This window comes from Halobacteriovorax sp. XZX-3, from assembly GCF_043196495.1.
Classification (GTDB): Bacteria; Bdellovibrionota; Bacteriovoracia; order Bacteriovoracales; family Bacteriovoracaceae; genus Halobacteriovorax_A.
The window spans coordinates 580,887-592,979 of the sequence record NZ_JBEBMO010000002.1; the positions used below are offsets into that span (position 1 = coordinate 580,887).

17 protein-coding genes are annotated in these 12,093 nt (G+C 35.7%); 10 read left to right on the forward strand and 7 right to left on the reverse strand.

The window, feature by feature from the left end; translation table 11 throughout:
• Window positions 1-137: 137 nt before the first annotated feature.
• Both ABMA70_RS13320 and ABMA70_RS13325 read left to right on the forward strand, forming a co-directional pair.
• Window positions 138-470, forward strand: a complete 333-nt coding sequence (locus ABMA70_RS13320) for a hypothetical protein (protein WP_392992845.1) — start codon at window positions 138-140, stop codon at window positions 468-470.
• 22 nt (window positions 471-492) lie between these two features.
• Window positions 493-852, forward strand: coding sequence for a nucleotide pyrophosphohydrolase (locus tag ABMA70_RS13325; protein WP_392992842.1), 360 nt, complete (start codon window positions 493-495; stop codon window positions 850-852).
• An 8-nt stretch (window positions 853-860) separates the two neighbouring features.
• On the opposite strand, the gene ABMA70_RS13330 is transcribed toward ABMA70_RS13325, so the two are convergent.
• Both ABMA70_RS13330 and ABMA70_RS13335 read right to left on the reverse strand, forming a co-directional pair.
• The gene (locus ABMA70_RS13330; protein ID WP_103218288.1) at window positions 861-1,301 is read right to left on the reverse strand and encodes a hypothetical protein; all 441 of its coding nucleotides are present in this window, start codon (window positions 1,299-1,301) and stop codon (window positions 861-863) included.
• Complete coding sequence (locus tag ABMA70_RS13335) at window positions 1,298-2,086, reverse strand: hypothetical protein (protein WP_392992839.1); 789 nt, start codon at window positions 2,084-2,086, stop codon at window positions 1,298-1,300. The genes ABMA70_RS13330 and ABMA70_RS13335 overlap by 4 nt, the downstream gene beginning before the upstream one ends.
• A 224-nt stretch (window positions 2,087-2,310) precedes the next feature.
• Between ABMA70_RS13335 and ABMA70_RS13340 the strand changes: the two genes are divergently transcribed.
• On the forward strand, window positions 2,311-2,802 hold the full coding sequence (locus ABMA70_RS13340) for a hypothetical protein (RefSeq protein ID WP_103218286.1): 492 nt from the start codon (window positions 2,311-2,313) through the stop codon (window positions 2,800-2,802).
• 46 nt (window positions 2,803-2,848) lie between these two features.
• Here the strand turns inward: ABMA70_RS13340 and rlmF are convergent, their stop codons facing one another.
• Entirely contained in the window at window positions 2,849-3,763 is a 915-nt protein-coding gene (gene rlmF / locus ABMA70_RS13345) for a 23S rRNA (adenine(1618)-N(6))-methyltransferase RlmF (protein ID WP_103218285.1), read from the reverse strand.
• 163 nt (window positions 3,764-3,926) lie between these two features.
• On the opposite strand from rlmF, the gene ABMA70_RS13350 reads away from it, so the two are divergent.
• The 3 genes from ABMA70_RS13350 to ABMA70_RS13360 all read left to right on the forward strand — a co-directional run bounded on the left by ABMA70_RS13350 (window position 3,927) and on the right by ABMA70_RS13360 (window position 5,786).
• The gene (locus tag ABMA70_RS13350; RefSeq protein ID WP_103218284.1) at window positions 3,927-4,355 is read left to right on the forward strand and encodes a host attachment protein; all 429 of its coding nucleotides are present in this window, start codon (window positions 3,927-3,929) and stop codon (window positions 4,353-4,355) included.
• A 208-nt stretch (window positions 4,356-4,563) separates the two neighbouring features.
• Entirely contained in the window at window positions 4,564-4,737 is a 174-nt protein-coding gene (locus tag ABMA70_RS13355; RefSeq protein ID WP_158246892.1) for a hypothetical protein, read from the forward strand.
• Between the two features lie 104 nt (window positions 4,738-4,841).
• A complete protein-coding gene (locus ABMA70_RS13360; RefSeq protein WP_392992834.1) occupies window positions 4,842-5,786 on the forward strand; it encodes a carbon-nitrogen hydrolase family protein in 945 nt (314 codons plus the stop codon).
• 30 nt (window positions 5,787-5,816) lie between these two features.
• Here the strand turns inward: ABMA70_RS13360 and ABMA70_RS13365 are convergent, their stop codons facing one another.
• Window positions 5,817-7,289 carry a carbon starvation protein A gene (locus ABMA70_RS13365; protein WP_103218282.1) on the reverse strand — a complete coding sequence of 491 codons (1,473 nt, stop codon included), beginning with the start codon at window positions 7,287-7,289 and terminating at the stop codon, window positions 5,817-5,819.
• Window positions 7,290-7,383: 94 nt separating this feature from the next.
• On the opposite strand from ABMA70_RS13365, the gene ABMA70_RS13370 reads away from it, so the two are divergent.
• A complete protein-coding gene (locus ABMA70_RS13370; protein ID WP_392992831.1) occupies window positions 7,384-8,016 on the forward strand; it encodes a trimeric intracellular cation channel family protein in 633 nt (210 codons plus the stop codon).
• A 1-nt stretch (window position 8,017) separates the two neighbouring features.
• Here the strand turns inward: ABMA70_RS13370 and ABMA70_RS13375 are convergent, their stop codons facing one another.
• Window positions 8,018-8,860 carry an MBL fold metallo-hydrolase gene (locus tag ABMA70_RS13375; protein ID WP_392992828.1) on the reverse strand — a complete coding sequence of 281 codons (843 nt, stop codon included), beginning with the start codon at window positions 8,858-8,860 and terminating at the stop codon, window positions 8,018-8,020.
• A gap of 78 nt (window positions 8,861-8,938) precedes the next feature.
• On the opposite strand from ABMA70_RS13375, the gene ABMA70_RS13380 reads away from it, so the two are divergent.
• Window positions 8,939-9,280 carry a MerR family transcriptional regulator gene (locus tag ABMA70_RS13380; protein WP_103218279.1) on the forward strand — a complete coding sequence of 114 codons (342 nt, stop codon included), beginning with the start codon at window positions 8,939-8,941 and terminating at the stop codon, window positions 9,278-9,280.
• On the opposite strand, the gene ABMA70_RS13385 is transcribed toward ABMA70_RS13380, so the two are convergent.
• On the reverse strand, window positions 9,264-9,740 hold the full coding sequence (locus ABMA70_RS13385) for an Rrf2 family transcriptional regulator (RefSeq protein ID WP_199177549.1): 477 nt from the start codon (window positions 9,738-9,740) through the stop codon (window positions 9,264-9,266). The genes ABMA70_RS13380 and ABMA70_RS13385 overlap by 17 nt on opposite strands.
• Window positions 9,741-9,778: 38 nt before the next feature.
• On the opposite strand from ABMA70_RS13385, the gene ABMA70_RS13390 reads away from it, so the two are divergent.
• Both ABMA70_RS13390 and ABMA70_RS13395 read left to right on the forward strand, forming a co-directional pair.
• The gene (locus tag ABMA70_RS13390) at window positions 9,779-10,144 is read left to right on the forward strand and encodes a group 1 truncated hemoglobin (protein WP_103218277.1); all 366 of its coding nucleotides are present in this window, start codon (window positions 9,779-9,781) and stop codon (window positions 10,142-10,144) included.
• A 12-nt stretch (window positions 10,145-10,156) separates the two neighbouring features.
• Window positions 10,157-11,317, forward strand: a complete 1,161-nt coding sequence (locus ABMA70_RS13395) for an NnrS family protein (RefSeq protein ID WP_392993654.1) — start codon at window positions 10,157-10,159, stop codon at window positions 11,315-11,317.
• Here the strand turns inward: ABMA70_RS13395 and ABMA70_RS13400 are convergent.
• Window positions 11,314-12,000 (reverse strand): TrkA C-terminal domain-containing protein, encoded by a 687-nt coding sequence (locus ABMA70_RS13400; RefSeq protein WP_392992823.1) that lies wholly within the window; start codon window positions 11,998-12,000, stop codon window positions 11,314-11,316. The genes ABMA70_RS13395 and ABMA70_RS13400 overlap by 4 nt on opposite strands.
• Between the last annotated feature and the right edge of the window lie 93 nt (window positions 12,001-12,093).

Below are 12,093 nucleotides of genomic sequence, written 5' to 3' on the forward strand. Positions count from 1 at the left end.
TAACTTTAAACTGTATTATTAGGTGTTTAGTGAAGATTTCTCCTTGTTATAAAATTATCTTATTAAATATTACTCATAAATTTATTGTATTTATTAAGTATGATTCTCTATCTTACTCTTAACCGAAGGGAGGAGAGATGAAGAATTTTCTACTAATCACACTTACAGTTTTTACGTCTGCAAGTCTGCTCGCAAGTGATGGGAGTATCGCTCGCAAAGATTTTGAGGTTCAAAACTATGCTTGTTACACAGATAGTATCGGGGCGCTAAGCGGTGCTGTGGATATGATTCTACATAATGCTCAGAAATGGTGTGATAGCTTAAATGGAGAGCTAAGCCGCCTGAATAGTAATGATCTAGAGGTCGTTGTTCACAATGAATCGCCATTTCCTGGTGGATGTAGTGGTGATGTTACTGTGAAATCGACATTTACTTGCTTTGCTAATGGGAAAATTACTATAATCGAATAGAAGACTTGAAGAAAAGGCCTATATGAAATCGATTAATGTTGAAAAGATAAACTCTGAAGTAAGTAAATTTATAAGTGAGAGAGATTGGGATCAATTTCACTCAATTAAAAATTTAGCAATGGCACTTAGTGTGGAGACTTCTGAACTTGTGGAAATCTTTCAATGGCTAAAGGAATGCGAATCCAATGATATTGCTTCTAATTCAATTCTCAAAGAAAAGCTAGAGGATGAGATTGCTGATATCTTTGTTTACCTGATGAGAATTGCAATTAAGTCCGATATTGATATTGAAGAGGTGACTCTTAGAAAAATACAAAAGAATGCCAAGAAATATCCAATTGAAAAAGCGAAGGGCTCAGCAAAGAAATATACTGAGCTCTAAGCCTATTTTTATTTTAAGTTTACTTCAAAGTACTTTTTATCTGGATCAATATTTACTTGATCTGTAACTTCATCAATTGTGAAGTATTCATTCACAAGCTTTTTATACTTAGACTTAAAGATAGTAATTGGACCACGACCTTTTAATTCATCAATTAAGTCTTGATTGAATAATTCTTTGTCGTAATTAACTCTAACTTCAGCGTATTTTCCATACATCAGTTTATTAGCATCCTTTTCACTTAAGAAAGGATCAAATTTTGTAACTCGTTTTTGATAGATAACTGTCAGTTCAATCTTATCTTTATTCCTAGAGAGCTTGATGTCTCCGAGCTGAACAGAGTGGTCGAGTTTGTTTAGTGCTACAACTTTAGGGCCACCACCATAGTCTCCACCAGCTAATATAGTCGTTGCTAAACTTGCTAGGATTATCCATTTTAAAACTTTCATAATTCACTCTTTGTAAATGTATCAGTCGTCATATAAGTAAAGACCCTCTTGCCTTTTACATTAGTGCGATACTTCTTCGCTATTTCAGCTTTTTTTATAAATGCTTCTTTATCGATCTCAAGCCATTTCTGATAAGCTTCCTCTGGTAGCGAATCAACATAAAGTCCGATGAAGTTATCACCAGTAATTTCACAGTTTTGGTGTTTAGAATACTTCTGCGATAGAGTTAAGCCGGCCTTCTTAATTATTTCAGCATCTAGCTGCACCCTAGATGTTCCAAGAGCGATCGCTCCATCATCGAGGTATTTAATAGCATTAAGAGAAAACATATTATCAAGAATATGTAGTCCATGCTCTCCGTATTTGAACATAATGAGATCACGAGTAACAGGTGCTGTATCAATTAAAAAGTAAATCTCGCAAAAGACATCATTCTTTAGGATTTCACTTTTAATAACTGCTGAGTAATCAACGTCAGTTTCAGGTAGATCGATTCCATCTTTAAGTACAACTTCTTTGATTGCAGTTGGAAGTAGGGGAAGTAGTTTTGAAGTATTACTTTCTCCAAGAAGGACGCGGTAAATTTTTAGAATTGTAATATGCCCAGGAGTATTCTCTTGGCGACAAATTCTTTGGATCGTCTTTGGATGAATATCAGCACTTTCAGCAAGCTTTCTTTGCCCAATCTTAGCATCCTTGAAGTTCACAAGGTAGCGATTGATATCGGCCTGTACTTGTGCCCTAAGGCCAAGCTTTGAATGGGAAGTAGAAATGCTATTTTGCATGGATATATAACTATCGTTCACTATTCATTTAATCAATAATTGTTATGAAACTATGAAAATTTTGGACAAAAACATAGGATTTGTCCGTTCTAGGGCCTTGAAATTACGATATTGGACAAATGTCTTTGAAAATTTGGACAAAATTTGAAGAATATATATTTTTTGTCGTGCTTAGTTCAAATTACCTCCATAGAAAACATTGCTAACCAATTCTTGGAGGATTTATGAAAAACTTATTAATCGCACTTACACTAATCGCTGGACTTTCAACTCAAGCAAAAACAATCTCATACGATGTATTCGCAACTGAGAAAACTGTTGAATCTTCTAGAAAAGTAAACGTAAACGTATTTGACTTCAAACTAACTGAAGTTGTTGAATCAAAGAATGTTGTTGTTACTAACTGTAACTCAAATGGTCCAGTTAGAGATAGAGCTCAAACTGGTCTTTGTAGCGAAGTAACTCTTTCAAAAGTTCAAGTTGCTCAAGTTATTCTTAGCTTCAAGCCATTTGGTACAGCTGATCGTCACGGTGAAGTAAATAACGGAAAAAGAACTGAATTTGTAGCTTTCAATATCTCTCTAGATAAGCTATCAAGCTCTGACTTAGAAATCCTATCAAATGCTAAGAGATCTGATCGTAAAGCTCTTGCTCTTGAAATGTTTGAATTTGAAGTTGTTAGAGAAGGTGCTGTTCACACAATCATCCTTCTTTAATACATATGTCCATACCTTGATTTCCCTAAGGTCAAGGTATGGACTTCTAAAATTTCCAAGCAAGAATATGAGCAATCTTGTGTCCATGAATCATTTCAATAACTCGACTATCACTTACACCTTGTCTCTTAAGCTCTTTATTTAAATCAACTAGATTCTCTTTTTGAGAAATAAGAGTCGTAAACCAGTGACATTGTTGCTTAAATTCAACACTTTCTTGAATCATATTTGTGACAAATGCTTTCTCTCCACCTTCACACCAGAGCTCATTTTTTACTCCACCAAAATTCGATTTTGCCGTGGGGTTATGTCCTTTCTTGATTTTGTTTGCATTCAGATTTTTAAGCTTCTTAGCTCTCTCTTTATCGGCTTCTTCTTGTGATGAATAAAAAGGTGGATTACACATCGTAAAATCAAACTTCTCATCACTTTTAATTAGTTCTTTAAAGATATGTTGAGGTGATTTTTGAAAGCGTGCCTTAATATTCTTTTTTAAAGATGAATTTGCTTTAAGAATTGTATTGGCATGATTTATTGCTTCAGAGCTAATATCACTTCCAACAAATTTCCAACCATAGATACTATTACCAAGAATAGGGTAGATACAACTCGTTCCAGTTCCAATATCTAGTCCTTTTATTTTTGGACCAACTGGAACTTTTCCATTATTGTCCTCTGCTAAAAGGTCGGCAATATAATGAATATAGTCGACTCGTCCTGGAATAGGCGGTACAAGATTTCCTTGGGGAACACTCCAATTAGTCACTTTATAGTAATGAGCTAAAAGTGCCTGATTAAGACATAAAAGTGCTCCAGCATCCGAGAAGTTTACACTTTGATTTCCGTATTGATTTGCTTTTACATAACTTTCAAGAGTCGGAAAGCTCTTTATTAAAGCATTAAAATCATAGCTCTTATTGTGAAGATTTCTTGGATGTAGTTCTTTGTTATCTGTTTTCATTCAATATTTTTAACATACTTTTAACAGTTTATAAGAAAAAAGAACCTGCTCTGAAATTAGGAACAGTTCACATGGAGTTGTGATAAGAAATATTTACTATTTATTTGTTGGAATTATTTTTGAATTAGGGCGATGATAAAAAAAATATCTCGTGGAGGTAGATATGCATCGATCATGGGTTGTTGTTGCAAGCAAGTCTAATGCACGTATTTATGAGCGAAAAAAAAGAAATACCTTAAAGCTAATTAAATCCCTTGAAAATCCTAGGATTAAATTAAAAGAGGGAGAGGTGAATTCGGACCGCCATGGCTCAATGGCCAATAGTAGTGCTCACGGTTATCAATCTTTTACACCTAAGAAAACAAATAAGCAGCATCGTGAAGAATTATTTGCAAAAGAGATTAATCAGTTCTTAAATCAAAATCATGATAAGCATAATTTTGATGAGCTTGTGATAGTAGCGGAGAACTCTTTTTTAGGAGTGATAAGAAATAACTTGAATAGCAAGTTGAATAAGCAGGTTAGCAATTATTTAAATAAGGACCTCGGAAACTTGCCTGATAGTGAAATTGAAAAAATTATGGCCGCTTAGTGCAGCGTAATGGTTATAAAATTGTAAAACAAAAGGGTCAGGTAATGGCCCTTCTTTTTATTCTCTGATTACCTCGTCTTATCTCTATTTATTGACTTTAGTTATTTTTGTTAAATCTTTTATCGTAGTGTGAAATCTTCGTAAGGTCCCTATATATAAGTGGTTTCAAGTGTTATCTTTTTGAAAGAGACTTAACAAGGGAATAGATATGAAGAAACTTATACTGTGTTGTGCTGTACTTTTATCAATGACTTCTATTGCTTCGCAGGAGAAGGTAAAAGAAGTAAAAAAAGAAAAGGTTAACAAAGATTCATCAAAAGATTGTAAAAGTCACAATAAAGCTGGAATTAAAGAATATCGAAGTGAGTTTTTTGGAAAATAATTTGGAGGTTTAACATCCAAATTTAAGAGAGGTTAAATATCTTTCTATTCAATTATATGTTTAAATTAAAATACTCTGAGAGGTGCTGACTTAAGGAGATGAAAGTGAAAAAACTTGCAATCGTTCAGCTTCCACCTGTATTTTTAAATTTAACAAAATCAATCGAAATAGCTTGTGATTCTATCACTGAAGCAGCTAGAGAAGGCGCTCAGCTAGTCATGTTCCCTGAGGCATATTTACCAGGTTATCCTTCTTGGGTATGGCGGCTTCGACCTGGTGGAGATATGCTGATGTTTAAAGAACTTCACCATGTTCTTTTTAAAAACTCAATTGATCTCTCTAAAAATCAACTATCAGATATTCAAGAAACAGCTAAGAAGAAAAACGTAACCGTTGCAATTGGCTTTAATGAAATTAACTCTGAAGCAAGTGGCTCAACACTATTTAATTCATATGCCATTATTGGCACAGATGGTGAAATTCTAAATCTACATCGAAAGTTAATTCCAACTAACCCTGAACGCATGGTTTGGGGCTGGGGAGATGCTCGTGGCCTAAATGTTGTGGATACTCCGGCCGGAAAAATTGGAAGCCTCATATGTTGGGAAAATTATATGCCACTTTCTCGCTTTAGTTTATATGCCCAAGGGGTCGAGGTTTACTTGGCACCAACTTGGGACTGTGGGGAATCTTGGCTTGGAACTCTTAAGCATATAGCTAGAGAGGGAGGCTGCTGGGTCGCAGGATGTTCTACAGCTATTCAATGTTGTGATATTCCTGATGATGTACCTTTTAAAGATGATGTTTTCCCAGAGCCAGATGATTGGTTATCTGATGGTGATGCTGTTTTATTTAAACCATTTGGAGGTGCCGTTGCTGGTCCAATGTCACGGGAAAAAGGAATTCTTTATGCAGAATATGATTTAGAGGAAGTTATTGATGCAAGAAGATCTCTTGATATTGGAGGTCATTATTCTCGACCAGACATTTTTAATTTAACAGTAGATAAAAGCAAAATGGATTCATTTCATTTGAAAAAAGCAAGTTAGCATAGGTCCTTTATTAAAGGACCTACGTGATCATACTTGGGCCTTAAGTGAGTATTTTTTACGATGAAAAACGATAAGGATAATTAAGCAAATGATTCCAACTATAACTCCAATTGGCTGGGCCTGCTCTTTTGAAAGATTAACTCCTATAGGAGCAGTCAGAATATATGAAATTGTAACTGCCGTTCCAACAATTGCTGGTAGGCTAACTATCCAGTGTATTGCTTTGCGATCAAATAAATACTTCGTTGCAAGCCAGAGAACACTTGTTGATAAGAGCATATTTGAAAAGGCAAAGTAGCGCCAAATAAGAGAGAAGTCGATTTTTGTCATAAAGTAGGCGACAGTTAGAATTGGTATTGAAACCAATAGTCGATTCCTTATGCTTTGATGAATATTAAATGCATCAATAATCGTTAATCTTAATGAGCGAAATGCAGTATCTCCTGAAGTTATAGGGAAGACTGCAACCGCCAAAACGGCCATAACACCACCAAGAGCACCTAGGTATGTTGAGGAGATCTGTTTCACGACTAGCCCTGGACCACCTTGTGCAATAACGGCCTTTAGTTGTACGTAACCTTCTGGAAACGCAGATATTCCGGCAAGGGCCCAAACACATGCCACAACACCTTCAGCTAACATCGCTCCATAGTAAACTGGCCTTACATATTTTTCATTTCCAAGACATCTTGCAATGATTGGAGCTTGTGTTGAATGAAATCCACTAATTGCACCACAAGTGATTGTCACGAATAAGAGTGGCCATACAGGGGGTCCATTAGGATCTCTGTTTAATAATTCATAGTTAATATGTGAATGCGATATGTATGCAAAGATATTCTCTATTTTTGGTAACATTGGTGCGTGAAGAATTAATGAAATTGCTATCAAGACGGTCATTACAACCATTAATAGACCAAATAATGGATAAAATTTTGTAATAATTTTATCGATAGGAAGTAATGTCGCTAATAGATAGTAAGCGAGAATGACTAGTACCCAGAAGTTATTACTGGCAAACATCGTGTCTTTAAAGGCATCGAGATTGCTGATTAGGCCGGCGGGGCTCATGATAAATACAACACCAACAAAGAAGAGGAGCATTGCTGTAAAAAGTAACATGATCGCTTTGAAGTATGTGTTTAAATAGTGACCTGCTATTTCAGGTAAACTTTTTCCATCCTCCTTAATGCTAAGTACTCCCGAGTAGAAGTCATGGACAGAGCCTCCAATGATATTTCCCAATACAATCCAAACGAGTGCGATAGGTCCATAAATAGCACCTAGAATTGGTCCAAAAATAGGGCCAACTCCCGCGATATTTAGAAATTGAATTAGGAACGCCTTTGTAGGTGATACTTCAACATAATCAACACCATCTTCAAATTTTTTAACTGGTGTTAGATTCTGAGAGTCGATACCTGCTTGTTTTTCAACAAATGGGCTATAGAATTTATAAGCAAAAGCAAGCATCAAAAGACAAATGATAAAAATAAGCACTTAACACATCCATGGTTAAAAGTTTTCTTTATTCATTATAACTGGATAATAGTAATTACTTGGTAAATTCTAAAAGTAAATTTTATTGAAATATATGCTAAACTCTTTTATAGAGGAAAATAAGACAAATGAATTTATCTATATTGACTACCTTGGTACCTTTGCCTTCGCCGTTACAGGTGCTTCAGTTGGTGGAAAATCAAAGCTTGATCTATTTGGAATGCTATTCTTGGCCTTCCTAACTGCTGTTGGGGGAGGTACGGTAAGAGACCTTATTATAGCTGAGCCTGTTTTTTGGACTAAGAACCCAATTTATCTTTATATCATTATCATTGCAACTCTCTCGACTTTTTTCATGAGAAAGTTTTATGAGCGCCAAAGTTCATTACTATTATTTCTGGATACACTAGGACTTGGTTTCTTCGTTGTAATTGGAACTCAAAAGACTTTGCTTTTGGGATTTAATAATGAAACGTCATTATTGATGGGAGTTGTGACTGCAGTGCTAGGAGGGATCTTACGATCGGCATTCAGCGGAGAATTATCAATTCTCTATCAGAAGGAACTATATGCGACAGTAGCTGCGATTTCGTCTGTCGTCTTCATCATTCTTTCTCAAATTGATTTTGATCCTCTATACCCAGCGCTGGCAGTAATGATCACAACATTTGTTCTAAGGTATGGTGCTATTAAATTTGGCTTGAAGCTTCCAACGATGAAAGAATAGCTCAATTCCATTTTGGATAATAGCCAAGTGATTCATGCACGTAGAAGTCGTGTGTTGGTACAATGATGTAGCCTTCTTGTTGCATAAGTTTTACGATCTCAATTTTCTTACGTGCCATCTCCTTGTCTGTATCAACTAACTTAGAAGAAAGATAGGGCTTGTTTTGAAGTGGACTAAGTTGTCTTGTTGTCCAAATAGCATCGCCGACAAAGAAATACTTCTTACCATCTTTAGCATTATTGAGAATAATTCCAAGTGAGCCATGGGTATGTCCAAAAAGAGGTACAATTATGACATTCCTGTCCCCAAAGACATCATAGTATTTGTGAAAACTAAGGTATTCTTCTTCTTTCCATTTAAAAGCTTTTGTTTTGATATTTTTAAATTGAGAAGGAAATGTACGATTTGGAGTAGGGTGAATTACTTCATGCATTTCTTCTTCGCTTACAAGTGTTGTAATTTCTGGATAATCGATAAGGCCACTAGCATGGTCCCAATGAGCATGAGAAAGAATAATATTTTCAATCTTATAGTGATCCTTGATTTGATCTTTAATTGAATCAAGCTTATGGTAAGCAAATATAGGCTTTGCCCACCAAGACATATCGAGTGCAAATTGATCATGCACATCATCGCCTAGGCCAGTTTCAAAAAGAATATACTTACCTTTATTCTCTATGAGAAAACCGGCATGATTCACCATCATTGTTTTAAAAAGACTACCTTCTTCATAAATTAGGGCCTCTAATGTCTTTGCTGTGCCTGTTTGAATAATTGAAAAGCGAGGAGCTTCACTTGCCGCTAGAATATTTAATGCTAATAGTACTGTAAAAAAATATTTCACTTGTTTTCCTTTTTATGATTAGTTTAGATTAGTATAAACCTTAAACCATACTTTAAGGTCAAGCTCTGGAGTAAAAAAATGAAAATAGGTGATTTATCTAAGCAGACGGGAATACCTTCATCGGCCATTCGTTATTATGAAAAGATGGAGCTTCTTGTTCCTAAAAGAGGTGATAATGGCTATCGAGTTTATCCTGTTGAAGCTGTCGAACTTTTAAAACTAATTGTGCAGGCAAAAGAGCTTGGTTTTTCACTTTCTGAAATTAAGTCAATGGCAAAAGTACTCGCCTCTAAAAATCCAAATGGCCGACTTCGAAAACAACTTGAAGAAAAATTAACTCAACTAGATGAGCAAATAAAAGTTATCAGAAAATTTCAAAAGAATATTAGGGGACTGTTAGAGTCTAATTGTCCGCTGTAAAGATTTCGACTAATTTTGCTTTATTAGAAATAAGATCGTCCAATGTGTATTCATTGAGTGCTTCATAGAATTTATTTTGAGCAATTATCAGTGCACTCTTTAACTTACAAGTTGGATTAATTATACAATTTCCTGAATTACCAAAGCACTCAACAAGTGGAGAGTCCTCTTCTAATTGGCGTACTAAGTTTCCAATTACTATTTGGCCAGGTGCAGTGGAAAGCGTGATGCCTCCACCTTTTCCTTTATAGGAGTCAATGATTCCCATTGAGGAAAGATTGTGAACGACTTTCACAAGATGATTTCTTGAGATTTTATACTTGTCGGCTATCTCTGCTACAGTAGAGCGTTCATCGCCCTTTAGAGCGATATATATAAGTACTCGTAAACTATAATCTGTAAAACTGGCCAAACGCATATTAATTTTCCTGTTTACTTTAATACCATTTAAGTCTAGCATACATAATATGTATTTCAGATATATATTAAGGAGATGAAATGACAAAGTTATTTGAAAGAATTGGTGGTAGAGAAGCAGTTAACGCAGCTGTCGATGTTTTTTATAATAAGGTTCTAGCTGATGAGCGCATTAGGCACTTTTTTGAAGGAATCGATATGGCCGCTCAAAGAAGAAAGCAAATTATGTTTTTAACTTATGCCTTTGGTGGTCCAAATACATATGATGGAAAGGGAATGAGAGAAGCTCACGAGGCCCTTGTTGCTCAAGGATTAAATGATGAGCATTTCAATGCCGTTGTTGAAAATCTTGGCGCTACTTTACAAGAGCTGGGTGTGGCAGATGAGCTAATTAAAGAAGCTGCAGCAATTGCTGAGTCGACTAGGGCCGACGTACTTCTTAAGTAAGCAGAGAGAGTGATGGGATTAAGAGCACTATTTTCAATCAGTTTTAGGCCATTTTTTCTTATGGCCGGATTAATGGCGGCCCTTAATCCCATTATTTGGGTTCTTTCTTATCTTGGGCACATCGATGTACCACTGAACTCGCTTGATACGATATTTTGGCACTCGCATGAAATGCTCTTTGGTTTTTGTGGTGCCTTGATCGCTGGATTTTTGTTAACAGCAAGTGCTAATTGGACTGGTTCTAGGCCTTATCAAGGAAAGTGGTTGGCTTTCTTACTTCTCATTTGGGGCCTTGAAAGGTTGGCCTATTTTATTCCTCTTGGGCCCTCTAGCTTGCTTATTAACTTAAATCTTTTTTTCCCTACATTATTAATAATGCTTTTAGTTAAACTTTGGCATTTTCCAAAGCAGAAATTTGTTTTTATTCCTCTACTATTAGGCTTTTCTTTGAGTAGTTTTTTGCACACGTGGGGAAATTTATTTCAAGAAGCTGTCGTGGCAGATTATGGAAGAGACCTTGCGATTGGGCTAATACGTTTTATTATTTTGTTGATCGCTGGAAGGGTAATACCTTTCTTTTCCAGAAGTAAAATATCAAATATTAGTATTGATGTTCCTAATTGGCTAAACCTTCTTAGCTTAGGTTCTGTTTTGATGCTGGCCGTTTTATGGAATCAAGACAATCTTTCAGCTATTAACCTCGCAATTCTTATTATTGCTATTGTCTCAAATTGCTTTAGACAATATTTATGGCGTCCTTTAGCAACTATAAGCATTCCGATCCTCTTTATTCTGCACATAGGAATTGCACTAATTAATCTTGAGTTAATTCTACGATTTGTAGGTATTTTTAATATGCGTGTTAATGAGACAAATGCAGCCTTACATTTACTTCTTGCCGGGGGGCTAGCAGTCGTTGCAATAGGGATAATGACACGTGTTTCGCTAGGACATACTGGTCGATCAATTCAAGCAGATACTTGGACGAAGTTATCTTATCTACTAATCATAATTGGTGCACTAACACGTTCGTTAATTCCAATCATATCGTCGCAGTATTATTTTACTAGTTTGTATGTGGCCGTATTATTTTGGTGTGGTGGGTTTGCTATTTTTCTTCTTAAGTACTTTAAAATTCTAATAGCACCAAGACCAGATGGAAGAGAGTATTAGCTTGCTTCACGGGTTTCAACAATTTCCTCTTCTCTAACTTTTTCTTCTTTTCGAATTTCTGCTAATTTTTCAATGGCCTCTTTCCGTTCTGTATCACCAATATCAACTGTTCTCGTACTTATCTCACTAAGCATATCTGCTCTTCCGTATAAAATGACCGTATCACCAGTCGTTATGACATAGTCTTTTGAGGGAAGTCCTAAGTATTCTCCGTTAGCAACTTGCACTCCGAGGACAATAAGTCCCTCTCTCGGAAGTGAGAGCTCTCTTACAGTTTTATTAGAAAACCAGTGATTATCTGAAACATACACCTCTCCAATACCAAAACTATCTCCAATATGTAGGAGATTTGCGTAATCCACGAGTTCGACATTTGATAGTTTTCCTAAGTAAGCTTTAAGTTTTTTATTAAGCCACTTATTAAAGAAATTGCTTTGTGTGATGTATATAATTATTGAAAAAAGAGTGATCGCAACTGCAAAACGACTAAGTCCTTCAACTGTTGTATCGATATTAACAAATGATAAAATAGCGGTTGATATAACAGAGATTATACCTACATTACTAATAGTCATCAGAAAACTGAGAACGCGCCTTCTCAAAGGATGATTAACAAGACTTTCAGACTCACTGGTCGTGTATCCTGTTCCTGTAAGAGCTGACTTTGCCTGAAATCTTGCCACCTCATCACTTAATCCCGTCAATACCAGTATTTTTGTGGCAACTTTCACAATGGTTATTGAAGTAAATAAAATGATCGTTAACGTAAGTAAGGC

Coding starts and splice junctions, on each gene's coding strand:
- ABMA70_RS13320 (WP_392992845.1), top strand. CDS start 138: ATGAAGAATTTTCTACTAATCACACTTACAGTTTTTACGTCTGCAAGT.
- ABMA70_RS13325 (WP_392992842.1), top strand. CDS start 493: ATGAAATCGATTAATGTTGAAAAGATAAACTCTGAAGTAAGTAAATTT.
- ABMA70_RS13330 (WP_103218288.1), bottom strand. CDS start 1,301: ATGAAAGTTTTAAAATGGATAATCCTAGCAAGTTTAGCAACGACTATA.
- ABMA70_RS13335 (WP_392992839.1), bottom strand. CDS start 2,086: ATGCAAAATAGCATTTCTACTTCCCATTCAAAGCTTGGCCTTAGGGCA.
- ABMA70_RS13340 (WP_103218286.1), top strand. CDS start 2,311: ATGAAAAACTTATTAATCGCACTTACACTAATCGCTGGACTTTCAACT.
- rlmF (WP_103218285.1), bottom strand. CDS start 3,763: ATGAAAACAGATAACAAAGAACTACATCCAAGAAATCTTCACAATAAG.
- ABMA70_RS13350 (WP_103218284.1), top strand. CDS start 3,927: ATGCATCGATCATGGGTTGTTGTTGCAAGCAAGTCTAATGCACGTATT.
- ABMA70_RS13355 (WP_158246892.1), top strand. CDS start 4,564: ATGAAGAAACTTATACTGTGTTGTGCTGTACTTTTATCAATGACTTCT.
- ABMA70_RS13370 (WP_392992831.1), top strand. CDS start 7,384: ATGCTAAACTCTTTTATAGAGGAAAATAAGACAAATGAATTTATCTAT.
- ABMA70_RS13380 (WP_103218279.1), top strand. CDS start 8,939: ATGAAAATAGGTGATTTATCTAAGCAGACGGGAATACCTTCATCGGCC.
- ABMA70_RS13385 (WP_199177549.1), bottom strand. CDS start 9,740: ATGCTAGACTTAAATGGTATTAAAGTAAACAGGAAAATTAATATGCGT.
- ABMA70_RS13390 (WP_103218277.1), top strand. CDS start 9,779: ATGACAAAGTTATTTGAAAGAATTGGTGGTAGAGAAGCAGTTAACGCA.
- ABMA70_RS13395 (WP_392993654.1), top strand. CDS start 10,157: ATGGGATTAAGAGCACTATTTTCAATCAGTTTTAGGCCATTTTTTCTT.